A 19214-nucleotide genomic window follows, 5' to 3' on the forward strand; every position below is an offset into this window, starting at 1 on the left:
TGCTGCCTGCCGCGCTTCGCTCACCCGCTGGCCATGCCGTGCTCCTGAGGCTTGCCCAGCAGGTAGCCTTGGCCGAAGTCCGTGCCCAGCGACCGGACGAGGCGCAGCTCTTCCGGCCGCTCGATGCCTTCGGCTACCGTCTTGATGTTCATCCGCTTCGCGAAGCGGACGAACGTCCGCAGCATCTGCTTTTTCATCTCGTCCCGGTCGGCATGCTGCACCAGCGACTTGTCGATCTTGATATAATCGGGGCGAAGCTCGACGATCGACTGCAGGGACGAGTATCCCGCTCCCGCGTCGTCGATCGCGATCTCGTATCCTTGGCTGCGATAGTGGCCAAGGATTTTTTTGGCGGCGTCGAAGTCGTCGATGGAACTGCGCTCGGTCAGCTCGAACACGACTTGGCTCGGATGAAGCCCCCGCTGCCGTAGCCACTGCACCGTCTGGCCGGAGACGAACCGCGAGTCGTTCATGATGCCCATCGTCACGTTGATGAAGATCTTCTGCAGCGGATTCAGCTTCGGGCTGCTCCGGATCGCCGTCTCCCGCGCCAGCCGGTCCAGCGCGAAGGCGTACCCCTCGCGCTCCGCGTAGCTGAACAGAGCCAGCGGGCCTTCGAAGCGGCTGCCGGGCGGACAGCGGGTGAGCGCCTCGTAGCCGAATACGCGGCCGTCCCCGAGCCAGGTGATCGGCTGATAGACGCTGTAGATGCGGCCGCCCTGCAGCAGCTCCTCCATCTCCTGCCGCAGCTCGGTCCGCGGCTGCTCCAGCAGCGACTGCCGCAGATGGCCGGCCGCCTGGAACAGCGCCCCGTAGACGACGTCGCGCAGCGGCTGCTCTCCGCCGCCGGACAGCACCGCCACGCCGAACCCCAGGTCGTGCCGCCAGGAGCCTCCCCCGCGCTCAGGATGGACGCCCGGAGCGCCGCGGCGCTCCGTCAGCAGGCTGCGGATGCTGCGGGCAAGCCCTCTCAGATGGTCCTCCGCCGAGACCGCTCCTTCGGCCGGGGTCTCCGCGTAGAGCCAGAGGTGCGGTCCCAGACGGTCCGCGTATTCGATCCGTTCCCCCGGACACGTCCAAGCCAGCCAATCATTCCAATCGGACGACGCGTCGCCCGCGGGACCCGCGGACGCTTCGCGGTCCGTCAAGTCGATGCCGATGAAGCCGGCTCCGTCCTTGCGCGGCGAAGGCCCTCCCGGCGCATCCGCCATCCTCGCGCCGATGCGCGCGATTCCGTCCATGCCATGCCACGCTGCGGTCATCGGGCTCACTCCCCATCTGTCGTTCATCATATTGTCCGCCACCGTTCCGCATCCGTTTTGATGCCCTATGTCTCGATGTATGTACAAGCAGGCTTGCGCATCCGTTAACGCAGCGTCAGATCGCCCTGCCCGGCCGCCGCGCGTCTCTCCGACTCGACCGTCTCCCACGCGAGGGAGTGGCCTTTCTGCCGCTTGGCCTCCTTCTTCAGCAGCGCCGCCCGCTCCGACAGCTTCTCCGGCGTCCAACCCTCGGTCCGCTCGCAGACGAGCAGCGCCAGCGACAAAGAGATGCCGTCGCTGTCGACCGCGCGTCCCTCCCGGTCCAAGACGGGTCCGGCATCCGGGTCCGAGTAGGCGCCGACGCCGCTCTCGAAGCGCTCCAGCACCCCGCGCGACAAGCCGACCGGATCGGCCGTCGTCAGCACGGCGATGAAGTCGTCCCCGCCGATATGACCGACGAAGCTCTCTTCCGGTACGACCGTCCGGATATAGGAAGCGATCGCTTCCCCGGTGTAGCGGATGACGTCGTCGCCCCGGTGGAACCCGAAGCGGTCGTTGAACCATTTGAAGTGGTCCAGATCCGCGTACAAGACGGCGAACGGCCGCCCCTCCGCGACCCGGCGCATCAGCTCTCGCCGGATCGGCTCGTTGCCGGGCAGGCCGGTGAGCGGGTTCGCCCATTGGGCGTCCGTCATCCGCGCGTGGGTGACCCATTCGAGCAGCGCCCGGATCGAAGCGATCCCCGCGACCTTGCCTTCCCGGGTGACGATGACCGCGTCGTACAGCTTGTCCGGCTCCCGGGACATCGACATCTGCGACACCTGGTCGATCGGCATGGATTCGTCGACGATCATCGGCTGCGTGTCCATGATCTTGCCGACGGGCCGGTTCCAGTAGAGCGGCAGGCCGAACTGCCCGGACAGCAGCTGATGAAGCTTGTCCTTCATCAAGAGGCCGATCGGCCTCCCTTCCTCCGCGATGATGAAGCCGTGCGCTTCGCGCTGCCATTCGAAGTGGCGGGCAATCTCGGATACCGGCGTATCGTAGCGGAAGGTCGCGACGGACAGCGTCAGATCCGACAGCGTGCCCGCGGCGCCCCGGTAGCGGCGGCTCACCTCTTGACGGATCTGCTCCGCGGCGGACGCCCGGATTACGCCGGGCTCCGCGCTCTCCGCGCCGATCCAATCGCCCTGGCCGTAGCCGACGCCGGCCGCGACGAGCGGCGCGATCTGAGCCTCGCCCGCGATCCCGTTCACGATGAGGACGATCTGCTCCTTGCGCGCGAGCGTCGTGATCGCGCCCAGCAGGCTCTCGTCGACCGCCCGGCTCGCCAAGGCGGCGGCAGCCGTGCCGCGTTCCGGCGCCGACGGGGACTCTGCGGCGTCCGCGGCGATCCACCCGCCCTCGACCTGGGCGTAATCCGGCTGCAAGAGCGACATCCGCCGCAGCGATTCCCGCTCCGGTACGATGCCGGACAGCGCGATGCGGAAGCCCTGGAGCCGGTAGTGCCGCAGCGCGGCCTGGAGCGTCTGCCATTCCTCGGAGGAGCGGCAGAGGAATTGCAGCACGACATGCTCGGGCCGCAGGCCGGCCGCTTCGATCCGCCGCAGCGTCGTCCCCGGATAGATCCGGGCGTCGTTCACGATGCAGGCCGGGACCGGGAGGAACAGCTTCGCGCCTCCGCGCCGGACCGGCAGCCCGCGTATCGCCGCCTCGCGGAACCGGCGATCGCACGCATAGAGCGTCCCTTCCGCCTCGGCCGCCGCGAAGAACGCCTCCGCCGTCCATCTCCGGCCCGTATCCTTGCGGAAGGGCACGGCTTCATACCCATAAGCCGATCCGTCGAGCAGCGAGACGATCGGGGCGTACCGCACTTCTATATTCGTCCACAGCAGATCCGGCGAGGCCTCCGCATCCGCTGCCGCTTCCTTCATCCGGGGGAGCTGCCGCCCGCGTTTGTCGTTCTCCATCGTCCCGCCTCCGATCGACGCTTGCGATCCTACGAAGGTATTGGCCCTAACGACCTAGTGAACTTAACGTAGCATGCGCGTGTGTCGACAAGTTTTCCGGCATGTTAACGCCATGTAAAAAACCGGCGTCTACGGCAAAGAGGCTCCCCGGGGAGCCTCGGCCGCTGGCGTATCCTTTATTGATTGAGGTCAGGCCTTTTGCCGATTACGAGGTAGACGACGTTCTCCCCGATATTCGTCGCATGATCGGCGATCCGTTCGATGTAGCGGCCGACGAAGCACAGGTACATCGCTTGTCCGACCGTCTTCGGATTTTCCGCCATCAGGGAGAACAGCTCGCGCAAAATCTGCGAGTACAAGGCGTCGACCTGATCGTCGTCCTTCGCCATCTTGTAGGCCAGATCGACGTTCTCCTCGATATACGATTGGATCGACTCCTGGATCATGACGCGCACCATATCCGACATGCGCGGCAGGTCGAGCAGCGGCTTGATCAGCGTCTGGCCTTCGAGGCGCAGCACCACCTTGGCGATATCGACCGACAGGTCGCCCATCCGCTCCAGATCCGACGAGATCTTGAAGGCGATGAGGATCCGCCGCAGATCCTTGGCGACCGGCTGCTGCGTCGCGATCAGCTTGGCGCCGAGATCCGCGATCTTCTCCTCGATCAGATTCAGCTTCGGATCGTCCTTCACGATCTCGCGGGCCCGATCCGCATCGATCGCGGCCAGCGCGGCCATCGAATCGGCGAGCGCGCGCTCCACGTGATTCCCCATCTCCACCAGCATTTGCTGCAGTTGCTCCAAGCCTACGTCGAACTCCTTGCGAACGACCATATCGCTTCATCCCCCTTGTCCTCTTCCTCATGTCGGCCCTTCATTCGGCCGTCCTGCTCCCGATCCAACGCCGGATCGCACGGCGATCGTACTCGCTATCGTACTTTCAATCGCATTCCCGATCGTCCTGTGCCACTCGGCCAGACTTACCGTCCCCCGATGCCGTACTCAGCCGAACCGGCCCGAGATGTAATCCTCCGTCCGCTGGTCGACCGGCGCCCGGAACAGCGTTTCGGTCTCGGACGCTTCCACCACTTCCCCGTTCAGGAAGAACACCGTCCGGTCCGAGATGCGGGCCGCCTGGTGCATGTTGTGCGTCACCATGACGATCGTGTACTTCTGCCGCAGCTCGCGGGTCAGTTCCTCGATCTTCGTCGTCGAGATCGGGTCGAGCGCGGAGGTCGATTCGTCCATAAGCAGAATCTCCGGCTCGACCGCGAGCGCCCGCGCGATGCACAGACGCTGCTGCTGGCCGCCCGACAGGCTCCAGGCCGACTTCTTCAGCACGTCCTTGACCTCATGCCAGAGCGATGCCGACCGCAGGCTCTGTTCCACGAGCGCATCGAGATCCGCCTTCTTGGTCACGCCATGGAGGCGCGGCCCGTAGGCTACGTTGTCGTAGATCGACTTGGGGAACGGATTCGGCTGCTGGAACACCATGCCGACCCGCTTGCGCAGAAACTCGACTTCGGTATCCGAGGCGTAGATGTTCCGGCCTTGAATCGTCACGTCCCCTTCGATCCTGACGCCCTGGATCGTATCGTTCATCCGGTTCAGCGTTCGCAGCAGCGTCGACTTCCCGCAGCCGGACGGACCGATGAACGCCGTGATGTTGTTCTCCGGGATCGATAAGTTCACGTTCTTCAGCGCGTGGAACGCGCCGTAATACAGCTGAAGCCGTTCAATCTCGATGATCACTGCGATTCCTCCTCGCGCGCGGGCCTCAACCGAACCGGCCGGAGATGTAGTCGTCCGTCGACTTGCGGGACGGGTTCGTGAAGATGGTGCGCGTATCGTCGTATTCGACCAGGTCGCCCAAGAAGAAGAACGCCGTCCGATCGGACACGCGCGCGGCCTGATGCATGTTGTGGGTCACGATCACGATGCTGTATTCCTTCTTCAGCTCCGCGATCAGCTCTTCGATCTTCGCCGTGGACACCGGGTCGAGCGCCGACGCCGGTTCGTCCATCAGCAGGATGCTCGGACGGACCGCGACCGAACGGGCGATGCACAGCCGCTGCTGCTGCCCGCCGGACAGCGCCAGCGCCGATTGGTTCAGCCGGTCCTTGACTTCGTCCCACAGCGCCGTCTTCCGCAGCGCTTCTTCAACGATCCCGTCCAGCGCCTTCCGGTCCTTGATGCCGTGGTAGCGGGCGCCGAAAGCGATGTTCTCGTAGATGGACTTATGGAATGGGTTCGGGCGCTGCCAGACCATGCCGATCTTCTGCCGCAGCCGGACGACGTCCGTGCGCGGGTCGCAGATGTTCTGATCGTTGATCCACACTTCGCCTTCGATCCGGGCGCCCGGGATAAGGTCGTTCATCCGGTTGAGCGAACGGAGGAACGTCGACTTCCCGCAGCCGGACGGCCCGATCAGCGCGACGACTTGGCGGTCGGGGAAGTCCATGCTGATCTTCTTCACCGCCTGCTTGTCGCCGTAGTAGACCGACAGGTCCTTCGAATAAAAAGCATGCTGAGTCGCAACTGTGCTCATGCTTTGGTCCCCCTTACTTGCTAGCCGTTAATTTGCGGTACAGGACGCGGCCGAGCCAGCGGGCGCCCAGGTTGAAGAGCAGCACGGTGATGACGAGGACGGCGGATGCCCCCGCCGCGATCTGCGCGGCGTCGGGCGCGAGGCCCTCGCTGTTGATCTTCCAGATATGAACCGCGAGCGTCTCCGCCGGCCGGAACGGATTGAGCGGCGACGTATGATGCAGCGGGTTCCAGTCGGAGAAGTTCAGCCGCGGCGAGCTCATGCCCGCGGTGAAGAGCAGCGCGGCCGCTTCGCCGAAGACGCGGCCCGCGGCGAGGATCGTCCCCGTCACGATGGACGGGATCGCCACCGGCATTAGCACCGAGGTGATCGTCCGCCAGCGGGAGAGGCCGAGGGCCAGGCCCGCTTCCTTCTGCTCCCGCGGAACGCCTCGCAGCGATTGCTCGGTGATGCGCACCATCAGCGGCAGATTGAACACCGTGAGCGCCATCGCGCCGGAGAACAGCGAGAAGCCGAGACCGAACTTGTTGACGATGACGAGCAGTCCGAACAGACCCACGACGATGGACGGGAACGAGGACAGCACCTCGACGATGAGCCGGATGAAGGCGGTCAGCCGGTTGGGCTTCGCGTACTCGCTCATGTAGATGCCGGCGCCGAGCCCGAGCGGAATCGTGATGATCATCGTGAGCACGAGCAGGAAGAGCGAGTTGAAGAGCTGCGGGCCGATGCCGCCGCCCGCCCTGATCGTCTGAGGCGGAGAGAACAGGAAGTCGAAGCTGATGTGCCGCAAGCCGCGGACCAGCAGGTACCCGATCAATCCGGCGAGAACCGCGATGATAAGGATCGTGACGCCGACGATGACGCCGGTCATGATACGGTCGATGGTCTTGGCCTTCATGAACGCTTCACTCTCCTCTCCAGCAGACGAACGATGAATACGAACAGGAATGTCATGATGAGCAGGATCAGCGCGAGGCTCCAGAGCGCGTTATTGTGCAGGGAGCCGGTCGTCGTATTGCCCATCGACAGGGTGATGATGCTCGTGAGCGTCGTGGCCGATTCGAACAGCGAATGCGGGATATGCGGCGCGTTGCCGATGACCATCTGCACGGCGAGCGCTTCGCCGAACGCCCGGGCGATGCCCAGCACGACGCCCGTCAGGAGCGCGGGCATCGTCGTCGGCAGAATGATGCGCGCGATCGTCTGCCAGCGGGTCGCGCCCAGCGCGTACGAGCCTTCTTTGAGTCCGGCCGGCAAGCTGCGGAGCGCGTCCGTCGCGATCGAGGTGATCGTCGGCAGGATCATGACGGACAGCACGATCGCGCCCGCCATGATGCCGACCCCTTGTCCCGGGAATGTATGCCGCAAAAAGGGAACGATAACGGAAAGGCCGACGAATCCGTAGACGACGGAAGGAATGCCCGCCAGAAGTTCGATTGCCGGCTGCAGCACCGATTTGCCCGTCTTGGGCATGATCTCGGTCATGAAGATCGAGGCGCAGATGCCGAGCGGCGCGGCGATGAGCGCGGCGATCAGCGACGTCGAGAACGAGCCGACCAGGAACGGCAGCGCGCCGAATACCGGCGTATCGTCCTCAGGCGCCCACTTCAAGCCGAACAGCATCTCTTTGATACTGACGCCTTGGGAGATGAATGGCGTCAGCCCCCGGGATGCGATGAAAACAACGATCGAGAAGATGATGACGACGAGGAGCAGCACGCAGAGATAAACGTACGCTTTGCCGCGCCATTCCTCGAGATGATGCTTGGCGATTTTGCCGGTTTGCGGCGGAGCCGGATCGGCCGTGGACCGGGACTCTGGTAGATTCATGCAAGCCTCTCCTTTAAACGGCAAGGAAGAGGCGCTACTTGCATTCGCCTCTCGCCGCTGATCATGAGATCCGATATAGGATGATGTGTGATGATGCGTCTTGCGATGCCGTTCTAGACGAGCATGGCTTAGACTTGGGCTTACTTGTTCGAGACGTTGCCGTCTACGTCGCGCTTCACTTGCATCTTGTTGATCGCGATATAGCCCAGCTCCGTGACGTCGCCATTTTGCACTTCGTCGCTCAGCATGTAGTCGAGGAACGCCTTGACCGCGCCTTCCGGCTCGCCCTTCGTATACATGTGCTCGTATGCCCATACCGGATATTTGCCGGAAGCGACGTTGTCGGCACTGGCTTCTACGCCTTCGTATTGCACCGCTTTAATGGAGTCGTCCAGGTAAGACAGAGCCAGGTAGCCGATCGCGCCGGGCGTCTCGGAGACGAGCTTGCGAACCGTACCGGATGCATCTTCTTGGATGGAGCCGGCCAAGTCTTGCGACTTCGTGCCAAGTGCATACTTCTCGAACGTAGCGCGGGTGCCGGAGCTAGCCGGGCGGTTCACCAGCACGATTTTCTCGTCCTTGCCGCCTACGTCTTTCCAGTTCGTCACCTTGCCGGTGAAGATGCTCACCAGTTGATCTTTGGTCAGGTTATCTACGCCTACATCCTTGTTCGTTACCGCAGCCATGGCTACGACAGCCACTTGATGATCGACGAGCGATTTCGCTTTTTCGGCGTCCGCGTCCTTCAGCTTCTCTTCGGCGAACACGTCGGAGTTGCCGATTTGGACCGTGCCTTCCGCGACTTGGGAGAGGCCTGCGCCGCTGCCGCCGGGTTGGACTTGGATCGATACTTTATCGTTCTTTGCCATATACTTTTCGGATACCTGTTGGACGAGCGGCTGCAGAGCCGTAGAACCGCTGGCGATGAACGATCCGCTTACGTCGCCGCCGGCATTGTCCGCGCTTTGGGAAGCCGATTCGCTCGGGCTCGCGCTGCCGCCGTTATTGGCGTTCTTGCTTCCGCAAGCCGCGAGGGTCAAAGCCAGCACGAACGTAATCAACAGTAGGACCGATTTTTTCATTTTCTTATTTTCCCCTTCCATTTCGTGCAAATTGGATTTTTGTAATTCTCGGAACTGTGACTTTAGCGACATGTCCCTTGCACATCTACGATTCTAACTGGTGATCGTAAAAGTCATGTTTTCGTTTTGTTAACGGAATGTAAAATATGCGGTTCGTTAACAATAATCTGCGAGACGTCTTGTCCATTTCACATTCCGTTCATCTGCGCCGCCAATTTTGTCATTTGCTGCCGGATCTGTCCGGACGTCGCTTCGGCCTCGCGAGACGCGACGGACAACCGCTCCGTCGCTTGAACGTTGTCCGTGGAACGCTGCCAGAGCCGGGCGAACGTCTCTTCGGCTTGCTCGACCTGGCGGACGCCTTGATCCGCGCCTTGCTTGCCTTCCTTCACGTGCTTCGCCGCCTCGACCGCGGCTTCCGACATGCCGCGCAGCTGCCGGTTGATCTGCTCGGCCTGCCGCTTCGTCTGATCGGCGAGCGCCCGTACCTCCTGCGCCACGACGGCGAACCCGCGTCCGTGCGCGCCCGCTCGGGCGGCTTCGATCTGCGCGTTCATCGCGAGCAGATTGCACTGATCCGCCAAATCCGAGATGATGCGGGTGATGCCGAGCGTATCGGAGGCGCGGCTTAACAATTCGTTCACGGCGCGCTCCTGACGGTCGGCCGTCGACGTCCAGAGGCGGAACTGCCCGAGCATCCCCGACAGATCCTCCCTCCCGCGCTCCGTCATCTCGGAGATCTGGAGACTGCTCTCGCGCGAATCGGCGGCGGTGTCCGCCAGCCGCTTCACGGCTTCGTCGATCCGTTGGAGCATGCGCTCGGTTCCCCGCACGGTCGCGATCTGCCGTTCGGCCAGCTCGCGCTGCAGCATGCGGGAGATATTCAGCAGGTCGCTGATCGCCAGCATCCCCGCAAACTTGCCGTTCCGGGTCATCAGGACCGAATCGTACAGGGCTTCGTCATCTCGCGCCATCGCGCGGTCGATCAGCGCTTGGGGCGAGAGATCCGTCTCCGCCGTCAGCGCCCCGCGGTCCATGAGTTTGCTGATCGGCTTGTCCGCGTACAGCGACATGCCGTAGCTCGTCCCGAGAAAACGGAAAAAGCGATGCTTCATAATCAATCCGAGCGGCTGTCCCGCTTCGTCGCAGACGGCGACGCAAGCCAAGTCCAGCCGACGGCGGAACAGGCTGACCAGATCGCCGCACGTCTGCGACGGCGGCAAGACCGGGCAATCGCGCAGCCATTCCGAGAGCGCTACCGCATGGAAGGGCTGAGCCCATACCGCCTCTGCCGAGAATGGACTCGGCTCTCTCCGATCGGGGGCTGCGCGTTCGCCGCTAGAGCTGCCGGGATTGCTGAGATTGCCTGGATCGCCTGGACGCGACGCCGCGCTGTCTGCCGTTGATACGGGGCTATTCGCGGGATGGACTTTGCGCGAATCTTTCCGAACCGTTGTCCGTTCCATGAGCGATGTATTCATTGAAGTAGCCTCCTCAATAGTCATAACGGCCTAAATTGGCTCTATTTTATCAACCGCTTGTCATGGAAACATGCGGCGAGCGTTGTCGGATTGTTAACTTTGAACGCGAAGTGCGGCGAAGGTCCTGCCCGATTCGTTTCTCGCCTTTCATGCCATCCCTCGCCTTGCGCAAAAAACGCTCATGACCTTTCCCGGTCACAGGCTATTATGAAAAATGCGACAGGCTAAAAGGATCGCATAGCGGCGAATCCGGCCTTTACGAGCTGCAACGATAAAATCTACATGGCCTGTCTGATTCTTATTTGGTGGTAAGCGGACATTCTGACATTCTAAGCACCTATTGTTCCGTCATCATAGATTTGTCGGACCGCCAGACCTCCAGACCTCCAGACCTCCAGTCCTCCAGTCCTCCGGACCCCCAGACCTTCGAATCCCCAGACCTCCGGACCCCCAACGCCGACCGAACAGTTGTAAATGTACAACTTTTTCTGCAGTATGACCTTCATATCGNNTTGAATATTTTTCGATTTTCTACTGAATAAGTTGTACGATTGCATGTAAATGCCTCTTCTCCGCCGAAGGGAGCCAAATAAGTTGTATGAATACAATTTATTGGGGAGCATGCATCACGAGAAAGCACCAACATCAAGCACCACCAGCGAGCACCACTGACAAGCACCACCATCAAGCACCACCATCGAGCACCACCAGCGAGCACCACCAACAAGCACCATAGCGAGCACCACCGGCAAGCACCCCCAGTAAGCACCACCGGACAGGTCCCAGCCCATGAAGTCCGGGCGATCTTTGCCCAACCGAAGACGAATATTCCGTACGATTATTAGGCGTGTACGCCCTAAAAGTGATAATGGCCAAAACCCATTTCCATAAAAAAAAGACTGTCCCTAGGTCAGTTTAGACCTTCTGAGACAGCCCCTTCAGGCTTTTCGACGGGCTTAGGCGCCCTTGGAGACGGATTCGATATTTTTCGGGTCGTTCGCTCCCGGCTGTACGAAGCTGGATGGCAGCGTATCGCCCCAGGCGAGCTCATCATCCTGATCGACGAACTTCGTCATCTTCGTCTCGAAGAAGCTCGGATGCTGGTCCCACGCCGCCTTCGGCACGGTCAGCACGAAGTGGCCTTCCTTGTCCGGGATCGTAACGGTGTACTTCACGTCTTCCGGTACGTTGAGCCCGGCGAGCACGCCGGTATACATCGCGCCTTTCGACGTTTTGCTGACCAGGGTCGGCGGTTTGTCGTCGATGACGGTCCCTTCCTTCGGCAGCGTAATATTGATCTCTACGCTCGTATCTTCCGGAATGATGTACACTTTGTTCTCGGGCAGCGTGTAACGCTTGGTCCCGATCGTCACGGTCAGGTTGGTCTCTTCATCCTCCGGCAGATAGAAGAGCTGATAGTTGCCGTTCTCATCGGTCGGCGTGGACTTGGCGAAGCCTTCGCCCTCGTCGCGGTCGATCCATACGACGGCGTCCTTCACCGGATTTCCGTCCGCATCGATCACCTTGCCGCCGATCCGGTATTTGTCGATTTGGAAGAAGGAGACGAGGTCGTCCTTGCCGCTCTTAATCTGACCGTGCACTTCGACTTGATTCGCATCCGATGCGGAAGCCTTGACTTCGCTCACCTCGATCGGATAGTACACGCTAATATAGGTTGAAGTATCTTTTACCTGATTAGCCGCATCCGCGTTGAGGGGCTGGCCGCCGACCTTCGCCTCGTCCAGCGAGACGACGCGAACCGGCGTATCGGAGAGCAGGCTTTGATCGACCAGCAGCTCGAACGAGCCGTCATCTCCGGTGACGATGTTTTTCTTGCTGGTTCCCGCATGCAGGACCGCATTCGCGACAGGTTGATCGCCGATCATGAATTTGCCTTTTACGGATGTATTATGCGAACCGTCCACCTTCCACTGCTTCAGCGAGAAAGTCGTCTGCTCGATATCGAGACGGGCCTCCTGGCCTTGCATCTGGGAAGCGGTTGCGGTTGCGGACGCGGAAGGGGAAGCGCTCGGGCTCGCTTGATTGTTGCTCTGACCCGTGCAGCCGGCCAAACCGGCAGCCAACAAGGCGAGAACCGCCGTTTTGGAGATGGATCTCATAGGCTTAACTCCTTTACTTTAGACAATCAGGGCAAGACTCCTGGAAGTCTGCCCTGATTGCGGTTATTCATGCGATTCGGATGAACGATCGCTTATTTCTTTTCGCTGTGCGCGCTGCCCGTATCGGCTGCGCCTTCCTTGCCTTGCGTCTTGTCGCCGCCGAGCGCGAACACGTATACCTTAGGCTTCGTGCCGCCGGAGGTGAAGGTGATATATTGCTTGCCGTCCACGGTGAATACGGCAGGAGCGGCTTGAATGTTGTCGCCGGCCGTTTGGAACGACCAGATCACTTTGCCGCCCTTGATGTCGAGCGCGTTGATCTTGCCGTCCAGTTCGCCGAAGAAGGCGATGCCCGCATCCGTGCTGGTCAAGCCGCCGCGCTGCGGATCCTTGGTCTTGATTTGGTAGGCTTGCTTGCCGGTGTTGACGTCCATCGCGGTGATCGTGCCGAACGTCTCGACGTCGGCCGGCAGTTCGCCCATCGTCGTGCCGAAGGCCATGGCGCCCGGCATGTCCGGGGTAGCGGCTTCGTCTTGGTTTTTCGCCGATTTGATCAGAGCCGGTTGTTCGACGCCCGGAATCAGCACGTAGTTCGTTGCCGGATCATACGTTTCCGGAGCGTAGTTCTCGCCGCCGAGCACGCCCGGGTAGACGAGTACGCCTTCCGGCGTCGGGTTCGGATGGGAGATCTTCGCGAACGGAATGCCATCCCATACGACGTCGCCCGTCTTCGCGTCCCATGCGAACCATTGGCCCGATTTGCCGCCTTCGACGACGATCTTCTGCTGCTTGCCTTTGACCGTTGCGTTCAGGATCATCGGGGAAGCGGCAGCGTCATAGTCCCAGAGGTCATGGCTGATCTCTTGTTTGGCCCAGATCAGCTTGCCCGTCGCCGCTTCGACCGCAACGACCGAGTCGGTGTACGGGTTCGCGCCCGGACGGTCTTCGCCGTAGAAGTCGGGAGCCGGGTTGCCGACTGCAAAGTACATGATGCCGGTCTCTTCGTCGATCGCCGGCGGATTCCATACGGCGCCGCCGCCTTGGAACTTGCTGTTCGCGAGCCAGTCTTGGCCTTTCGGAGGTACGGTCCAGAACGGAGCGTCCCAAGCCGGGGACAGGTCGCTTGCTTTGTAAGCATTCACGAAGCCGCGAACGCCGTTGTCGCCGCCGCTGCTGCCGATATAGATGTTTCCTTTATAGTACACGGGAGCCGTCGTCTCATAATAGCCGTTCTCCAGCGTGACGCCTTCGATCGAATCGGCGATCTTGACCATCTTCACGAGCTCGCCCGTCTTTTGGTCCAGCGATACGATTTGATTGTCGATCGTGAGCATGAAGACTTTGCCTTCGCCGACCGCTACGCCGCGGTTGGCGATAATGCCGGATTTGCTGAAGGTTGCGGCTTGTTCCGGAGACGGTTTCCAGTGCCAGATCTGATTGCCGGTCACGGCATCGAACGCGAACACTTGGTTGCCCGAAGTCGTGATGTAGATGACGCCGTCGATGACGACGGGATAAGCTTGGTTGCCGTTCTTGACGTCTTTGTCGAGCGTTTTGAGGTCTGCGGACCAGACGATGCCCAGATCGTTGACATTATCGGCCGTGATCTCTTTGTAAGGCGCATGACGGGTATTCTTGAGATCGAATCCGTACGTCCCCCAATTCTCGAACGAAGTACCCGTTACGCTGCCGGCGGATGCGGAAGCCGAAGCGGTCGGGGACGCGCTTGCGCTGCCGGAAGCGGACGGCGAAGGGCTAGCGGTGTTATTGTTGTCTTTGCCGCTGCATGCGCTCAGCGCTAAGCTGGCGGCGAGTACGGCGCCTACGGCCGCATAAGATTTTTTCACTGGTGTTACCCCCTTGTTGAATGACGAGCGTGACAGACATCAATCGCGTCCAGGCGCGACAAAAACACCGCTAGTTTGTTATAACCACCAGCGGTCTTACCGATCCAATCCGTTCCTTGCTGACCATCGGCGACAGGATTAAGCTTGTTTTAACCTCTTACTAATAAGGCTTTTATCAAGATGTATATTACTCCTGTTCATTTTAGGAGTCAATAACTTTGTCGATATTTTGTCAAGATTCATATCTCCCTAATGAAGGTATAAATTATCGACATCATCCGACGGATTAAAGAGTCGCCTTCAAGGGTATGTTAAGGTTGACTAACTAGTGGGATTAGGCGTATACTCATTCGTTGACAGGAATCTTACTAGTAAGGCACCACCGTAATCGAATTTTCTACACAGAATCAGGAGGTCTACAGACAATGAGCAAGAAATCGTATCTCTTCATGGCACTGGTTGCCCTGGCAGCCGTACTGGCGCTGAGCGCATGCGGCAGCAAGACCAACAACAACGCATCGAGCCCTTCCGCTTCCGCACCGTCCGGATCGGCCAGCGCGCCTGCCGCAGGCGGCGAAACCAAAGAAATCACGCTTGGCGCGAAGAACTTCGAGTTCGACCAACCCGATATCAAGGTCAAAGTCGGCGATACCGTCAAAATCACGCTGAAAAACGAAAGCGGCAACCACGGTCTGGCCATTCCCGACTTCAACGTCAACATCAAGAACGGCGAAACGGCTACGTTCACGGCCGACAAAGCCGGCACTTACGATTTCAACTGCTCGATCCAATGCGGTTCGGGCCACGACAATATGACCGGCACCATCACGGTAGAGTAATCGATCGAGATCCGCTCGGGATCTAGATAGGCCAAAGGACCGCCCCTCGGGGCGGTCCTTTTTTCGATGCAAACGGCTTGTTTCCTCCTACCGTCCCCAGTCGCTTTCTCTCTCCTGCAGACATTGCGCCGCTTGCTCGACAATGGTCAAATCTCTGGCCAGCATAAACCGGGTGGAATAATCCTCGCTTCTTCGCTGCAACTCTCGCAATCGGAGCAGCGCCTCTTCGATCGTCATCCATCGCAACCGCATGCCGAGCAGAATCTCCTTGTCGGTCAAAGCCGGGGCTTCGGCGCTGTCGGAAGCCTTCGCGATGAAGCAGTGAGAGCGCTGCATATATCGATTTCTCGCTTTATGCTCCTCGATATACCCCAGTTCAAGCACAATCTCGGCATCGAACCCCGTCTCCTCCTTGATCTCGCGGAGAAAGGCCGTCTCCTCGTCCTCCCCCGCCTCCACGCCGCCGCCCGGCAATTTATAGAGCGGGGGATGGGACCATTGCATCATGGCGATCTGAGACGATTCGCGCGTCAGAACGCCCCTGGAGGCTTGCCGGGAAACGAAGTTCAAATAGGTGGGAACCCCGCCGTAAAAATCGCTGTCCGTGATTCTCCTGATCAGTCGCAAAGCTTCATCCACCGTCCTCAGGTCATCTAGCCGCCTAGCCGCTTGTTTTACGACAATTCGACACGGGCTCGCCTTCCACCTTCTCCGAAGGAGAAGAAGTTGCGCAACCGCCTTGCGGGACGGACCGCTTCGCAACAAAAAACCGCCGGCGGGATTGCCGCCGGCGGTTGCTGTCGATGTGCGATTAGACTTCTTCTACGCTCACCCAAGTGCCGCGCTCGATGGACAGGTCCACCGCTTCGAGCACCTCTTGGCAGCGGACGCCGTCGAGGAACGTCGGCGCGAACGGGCTGCCCGTGGACATGTGCTGCAGGAACTCGTACACGATGTGCACGAAGCCGTGCTCGTAGCCGATGATATGTCCCGCCGGCCACCAGTTGGCGGCGTACTTGTGCACCGACTCGGTCGCGAGGATCTTGCGGAAGCCCGCAAGCTCCGGCTCGTCTTCGCGGAAGTACACTTCGAGCTCGTTCAGGCGTTCCAGGTCCCAACGGATGGTCCCCTTGCTGCCGTGAATCTCGAACGTGTTGCCGTTCTTGCGGCCGCTCGCGAAGCGCGAAGCGATGAAGACGCCCATCGCGCCGTTCTTGAAGTCCGCCAGGAAACCGGTGGCGTCGTCGACGGTGACTTCGCCCTTCTCGGACGAGCCCGTGCCGGACAGGCCGGACGTGGACACCGGCAGAGGACGTTCCTTGACGAACGTGCGGCTGTGTCCGACGACGCGGTCGAACTCGCCGATGAGGAAGCGCGCGAGGTCGATGCTGTGCGCGTTCAAGTCGCCGTGCGTGCCGGAGCCGGCCACTTCTTTCTTCAGACGCCAGGCGAGCGGCGCTTCCGGATCGACCAGCCAATCCTGCAGGTACGTCGCGCGATAATGATGAATCTCGCCCAGCTTGCCGCTGTCAATGATCTTCTTCGCCAGCTGAACGGCCGGCAGGAACCGGTAGTTGAAGCAGATCGCGTGCTTCACGCCGGCTGCTTCGGCCGCCGCGAGCATCTCGCGGGCGTCCTGCAGGTTCAGCGCGAGCGGCTTCTCGCAGAAGACGTGCTTGCCGTTCGCGATCGCGGCGAGCGCGATCTCCTTGTGCGCGTCGCTAGGCGCGTTGATATCGATGAAGTCGATGTCCTCGCGCGCGACCAGCTTGCGCCAGTCGGTCTCGTAGCTCTCCCAGCCGAACTTCTCGGCCGCTTCCTGCACGCCTTGCTCGTCGCGTCCGCAGATCGCCTTCATGGCGACGCCCGCTTCGAGGTCGAAGAACATGCCAACGTCTTTGTATGCATGGCTATGGGCCTTGCCCATGAACTTGTAGCCCACCATGCCGACGTTTAACGTTTTGTTTACGCCCACCACATTTCACCCGCCTTTTCGCCGAGGATGAGGCCGTTCAGGAAGTTCGCCGCTTTGCGGAAGCCTTCGCCGACCGACATCAGGCTGTCTTCGTGCTCGATGCTGATCGCGCCGTCGTAGCCGACGAGGCGCAGCGTGCTGACGAAGTGCTTCCAGAAATCGTCGTCATGGCCGTAGCCGACCGTGCGGAAGATCCAGGAGCGATTGATCTCGTCACTGTACGGCTTCACGTCGAGAACGCCGTTCAGCGCGGTGTTGCGCGCGTCGATCTTCGTATCCTTCGCGTGGACGTGGAAGATGGAGTCGCCGAGCGCCTTGACGCACTCGATCGGGTCCATGCCCTGCCAGAACAGGTGGGAAGGGTCGAAGTTGACGCCGATGTTGTCGCCGGCTTCGCGGCGCAGACGCAGCGCTGTCTCCGTGTTGTACACGAGGAAGCCCGGGTGGGATTCGATCGCGACGCGCACGCCGTGCTTGCGGCAGAAGGCGGATTGTTCCTTCCAGTATGGAATGGCGACTTCGTTCCACTGCCATTCGAGCACCGTCAGGAAGTCCGGCGGCCATGGGCAAGTGACCCAGGACGGGTATTTCGAGTTCGGGGATTCGCCCGGGCAGCCGGAGAACGTGATGACCGTATCGACGCCAAGCTTCTCCGCCAGCTGCACGGTCGCGACGAAGTCGTCGTGATGCGATTTGGCGACGCTTTCATCCGGGTGCAACGGGTTGCCGTGGCAGCTGAGCGCGCTGATCGTCAAGCCGCGGGATTCGACCGCTTGCTTGATCTTCGCGATCGCCGCTTCGTCGTTCAAGATGGCGGCTGCGTTGATGTGGGACGTGCCGGGAAATGCGCCCGTGCCGAGTTCAACCGCTTGCAGTCCCGCCGATTTGGCGGTATCGAGCGCTTCTTCGAACGATTGCTGGCCAAACAGAACTAGAAATACGCCTAATTTCACGAAATTCACCTAACCTTTCAAATAAATGAAGGAACTTGCCTTTGTTTATCCATCAAACATAGTTTACTAGAAGCGCCGCGAGAAGTCATCCGCTGATTTTGCCGAATTTGAATCGGAATTTGTCGAATGACGCCCGCGGAAGCTTCTAGTATCCGTAAGGCAAGCGCAAAAGGAAAGACACGCGCTGTATTATTGGAAGGAAATCGGTTGTCCCTTGGCGGCCGATTCGTAGATCGCTTCGAGGATCTGCTGAACGACGTAGCCTTGCTTCGCGGTGACGACCGGCGCTTGATCGTTCAGGATCGCGTCGATCCAGGCGCGCGCTTCCCGCTCCGCCGAATCGTTCGGCATCGTCGGATCGAACTGGTTGCCGAAGTTGATCTCCTTCGTGTAGAGGTTGCCGTGCTCTTCGCCGTTCACGCGCAGGCCGTTCTTCATATCCGCGCCCGCTTTGGAACCGCACAGCGTCACCTTCGCCTCGTCGACGTCGAGCGTGTTCAGCGCCCAGCTCGACTCGAGCCAGACGGTCGCGCCGTTCTTCATCGTGATCATCGCGAATGCCGAATCCTCGACCGTGAACTTGGACGGCTCCCAGTTGCCCCAGGCGTTCGCGGGGCTGCCTTGCTCGGCCAGCTTGCGGTACGTGGTGCCGAGGACGTTCTTCGGCTCGTAGTTGTCCATCATCCAGAGCGCCAGATCGAGCGCGTGCGTGCCGATATCGATCAGCGGACCTCCGCCTTGCTTGTCCAGGTCGAGGAAGACGCCCCAGGTCGGCACGGCGCGGCGGCGAATGGCATGCGCTTTCGCCAGATAGACTTCGCCCAGCTCGCCGTTGCGGCATGCCGTGTGCAGCCAGCGGCTGTCGGCGCGGAAGCGGTTCTGGTACGCGATGCTCAGCTTGCGTCCCGTCCGCTCGGCCGTCTCCAGCATCCGCTGGGCGTCCGTCGAAGTTTTCGCCATCGGCTTCTCGCACAGGACGTGCTTGCCGGCTTCCAGCGCGGCGATCGAGATCTCCGCATGCGTATCGTTCGGGGTGCAGACGTGCACGACGTGCACGTTCGGATCGTTCAGCAGTTCCTGTACGTTGCCGTAAACGCGGGCGTCCGGGGTGCCGTATTTGGCCTTCGCTTCTTGCGCGCGCTCCTCCGAGACATCGAAGAATGCGGTGATCTTCACTTCCGGGATTTTGGCGAGCGACGGCAGGTGCTTGCCGTTCGCGATACCGCCGCAGCCGATCATACCAACGTGAACATGACTCAAGTGGGTGTCCTCCTTGCGTGATCGCTAGATTCCATCTACAAT

17 protein-coding genes are annotated in these 19214 nt (G+C 60.6%); 1 reads left to right on the top strand and 16 read right to left on the bottom strand.

What is annotated here, in order from left to right; genetic code table 11:
- Nucleotides 1-20: 20 nt before the first annotated feature.
- The 12 genes from H7C19_RS09930 to H7C19_RS09985 all read right to left on the bottom strand — a co-directional run bounded on the left by H7C19_RS09930 (nucleotide 21) and on the right by H7C19_RS09985 (nucleotide 14145).
- Nucleotides 21-1289 carry an EAL domain-containing protein gene (locus H7C19_RS09930; RefSeq protein ID WP_221469154.1) on the bottom strand — a complete coding sequence of 423 codons (1269 nt, stop codon included), beginning with the start codon at nucleotides 1287-1289 and terminating at the stop codon, nucleotides 21-23.
- A 77-nt stretch (nucleotides 1290-1366) separates the two neighbouring features.
- On the bottom strand, nucleotides 1367-3232 hold the full coding sequence (locus H7C19_RS09935; RefSeq protein WP_185142498.1) for a GGDEF domain-containing protein: 1866 nt from the start codon (nucleotides 3230-3232) through the stop codon (nucleotides 1367-1369).
- A gap of 176 nt (nucleotides 3233-3408) precedes the next feature.
- Complete coding sequence (gene phoU / locus H7C19_RS09940) at nucleotides 3409-4068, bottom strand: phosphate signaling complex protein PhoU (RefSeq protein ID WP_185142499.1); 660 nt, start codon at nucleotides 4066-4068, stop codon at nucleotides 3409-3411.
- Between the two features lie 168 nt (nucleotides 4069-4236).
- Nucleotides 4237-4992 (bottom strand): phosphate ABC transporter ATP-binding protein PstB, encoded by a 756-nt coding sequence (gene pstB, locus H7C19_RS09945; RefSeq protein ID WP_185142533.1) that lies wholly within the window; start codon nucleotides 4990-4992, stop codon nucleotides 4237-4239.
- Between the two features lie 19 nt (nucleotides 4993-5011).
- Nucleotides 5012-5782: a phosphate ABC transporter ATP-binding protein PstB gene (pstB, locus tag H7C19_RS09950; protein WP_185142500.1), complete on the bottom strand. Its 771-nt coding sequence runs from the start codon at nucleotides 5780-5782 to the stop codon at nucleotides 5012-5014.
- A gap of 13 nt (nucleotides 5783-5795) precedes the next feature.
- Nucleotides 5796-6683, bottom strand: coding sequence for a phosphate ABC transporter permease PstA (pstA, locus tag H7C19_RS09955; protein ID WP_185142501.1), 888 nt, complete (start codon nucleotides 6681-6683; stop codon nucleotides 5796-5798).
- On the bottom strand, nucleotides 6680-7615 hold the full coding sequence (pstC, locus tag H7C19_RS09960) for a phosphate ABC transporter permease subunit PstC (RefSeq protein WP_185142502.1): 936 nt from the start codon (nucleotides 7613-7615) through the stop codon (nucleotides 6680-6682). The genes pstA and pstC overlap by 4 nt, the downstream gene beginning before the upstream one ends.
- 140 nt (nucleotides 7616-7755) lie before the next feature.
- Complete coding sequence (locus H7C19_RS09965; RefSeq protein WP_185142503.1) at nucleotides 7756-8697, bottom strand: phosphate ABC transporter substrate-binding protein; 942 nt, start codon at nucleotides 8695-8697, stop codon at nucleotides 7756-7758.
- Between the two features lie 188 nt (nucleotides 8698-8885).
- On the bottom strand, nucleotides 8886-10178 hold the full coding sequence (locus H7C19_RS09970) for a methyl-accepting chemotaxis protein (RefSeq protein ID WP_185142504.1): 1293 nt from the start codon (nucleotides 10176-10178) through the stop codon (nucleotides 8886-8888).
- Nucleotides 10179-10804: 626 nt separating this feature from the next.
- Nucleotides 10805-10993 carry a hypothetical protein gene (locus H7C19_RS09975; RefSeq protein ID WP_185142505.1) on the bottom strand — a complete coding sequence of 63 codons (189 nt, stop codon included), beginning with the start codon at nucleotides 10991-10993 and terminating at the stop codon, nucleotides 10805-10807.
- A 141-nt stretch (nucleotides 10994-11134) separates the two neighbouring features.
- Nucleotides 11135-12298 carry a carboxypeptidase-like regulatory domain-containing protein gene (locus H7C19_RS09980; RefSeq protein WP_185142506.1) on the bottom strand — a complete coding sequence of 388 codons (1164 nt, stop codon included), beginning with the start codon at nucleotides 12296-12298 and terminating at the stop codon, nucleotides 11135-11137.
- Between the two features lie 92 nt (nucleotides 12299-12390).
- Nucleotides 12391-14145 carry a pyrroloquinoline quinone-dependent dehydrogenase gene (locus H7C19_RS09985; RefSeq protein ID WP_185142507.1) on the bottom strand — a complete coding sequence of 585 codons (1755 nt, stop codon included), beginning with the start codon at nucleotides 14143-14145 and terminating at the stop codon, nucleotides 12391-12393.
- 425 nt (nucleotides 14146-14570) lie between these two features.
- Here H7C19_RS09985 and H7C19_RS09990 point away from each other — a divergent pair, with 425 nt between their 5' ends.
- A complete protein-coding gene (locus tag H7C19_RS09990; protein WP_185142508.1) occupies nucleotides 14571-14984 on the top strand; it encodes a cupredoxin domain-containing protein in 414 nt (137 codons plus the stop codon).
- Between the two features lie 87 nt (nucleotides 14985-15071).
- On the opposite strand, the gene H7C19_RS09995 is transcribed toward H7C19_RS09990, so the two are convergent.
- The 4 genes from H7C19_RS09995 to H7C19_RS10010 all read right to left on the bottom strand — a co-directional run bounded on the left by H7C19_RS09995 (nucleotide 15072) and on the right by H7C19_RS10010 (nucleotide 19172).
- Entirely contained in the window at nucleotides 15072-15623 is a 552-nt protein-coding gene (locus tag H7C19_RS09995) for an NUDIX hydrolase (protein WP_313731534.1), read from the bottom strand.
- Between the two features lie 172 nt (nucleotides 15624-15795).
- Nucleotides 15796-16929 (bottom strand): Gfo/Idh/MocA family protein, encoded by a 1134-nt coding sequence (locus H7C19_RS10000; protein ID WP_185142534.1) that lies wholly within the window; start codon nucleotides 16927-16929, stop codon nucleotides 15796-15798.
- A gap of 20 nt (nucleotides 16930-16949) precedes the next feature.
- The gene (locus H7C19_RS10005) at nucleotides 16950-17912 is read right to left on the bottom strand and encodes a sugar phosphate isomerase/epimerase family protein (protein ID WP_185142510.1); all 963 of its coding nucleotides are present in this window, start codon (nucleotides 17910-17912) and stop codon (nucleotides 16950-16952) included.
- A gap of 189 nt (nucleotides 17913-18101) precedes the next feature.
- Nucleotides 18102-19172 carry a Gfo/Idh/MocA family protein gene (locus H7C19_RS10010; RefSeq protein WP_221469155.1) on the bottom strand — a complete coding sequence of 357 codons (1071 nt, stop codon included), beginning with the start codon at nucleotides 19170-19172 and terminating at the stop codon, nucleotides 18102-18104.
- Nucleotides 19173-19214: the final 42 nt, after the last annotated feature.

This window comes from Cohnella nanjingensis, assembly GCF_014212125.1.
Lineage (GTDB): Bacteria > Bacillota > Bacilli > Paenibacillales > Paenibacillaceae > Cohnella > Cohnella nanjingensis.

What these genes read in the sequence shown, in the direction of transcription:
- pstA (WP_185142501.1), bottom strand. Translation starts at nt 6,683, where the DNA reads ATGAAGGCCAAGACCATCGACCGTATCATGACCGGCGTCATCGTCGGC.
- phoU (WP_185142499.1), bottom strand. Translation starts at nt 4,068, where the DNA reads ATGGTCGTTCGCAAGGAGTTCGACGTAGGCTTGGAGCAACTGCAGCAA.
- H7C19_RS09930 (WP_221469154.1), bottom strand. Translation starts at nt 1,289, where the DNA reads ATGAACGACAGATGGGGAGTGAGCCCGATGACCGCAGCGTGGCATGGC.
- pstB (WP_185142500.1), bottom strand. Translation starts at nt 5,782, where the DNA reads ATGAGCACAGTTGCGACTCAGCATGCTTTTTATTCGAAGGACCTGTCG.
- H7C19_RS09935 (WP_185142498.1), bottom strand. Translation starts at nt 3,232, where the DNA reads ATGGAGAACGACAAACGCGGGCGGCAGCTCCCCCGGATGAAGGAAGCG.
- pstC (WP_185142502.1), bottom strand. Translation starts at nt 7,615, where the DNA reads ATGAATCTACCAGAGTCCCGGTCCACGGCCGATCCGGCTCCGCCGCAA.
- H7C19_RS09980 (WP_185142506.1), bottom strand. Translation starts at nt 12,298, where the DNA reads ATGAGATCCATCTCCAAAACGGCGGTTCTCGCCTTGTTGGCTGCCGGT.
- H7C19_RS09965 (WP_185142503.1), bottom strand. Translation starts at nt 8,697, where the DNA reads ATGAAAAAATCGGTCCTACTGTTGATTACGTTCGTGCTGGCTTTGACC.
- H7C19_RS09970 (WP_185142504.1), bottom strand. Translation starts at nt 10,178, where the DNA reads ATGAATACATCGCTCATGGAACGGACAACGGTTCGGAAAGATTCGCGC.
- H7C19_RS10000 (WP_185142534.1), bottom strand. Translation starts at nt 16,929, where the DNA reads ATGGTGGGCTACAAGTTCATGGGCAAGGCCCATAGCCATGCATACAAA.
- H7C19_RS09990 (WP_185142508.1), top strand. Translation starts at nt 14,571, where the DNA reads ATGAGCAAGAAATCGTATCTCTTCATGGCACTGGTTGCCCTGGCAGCC.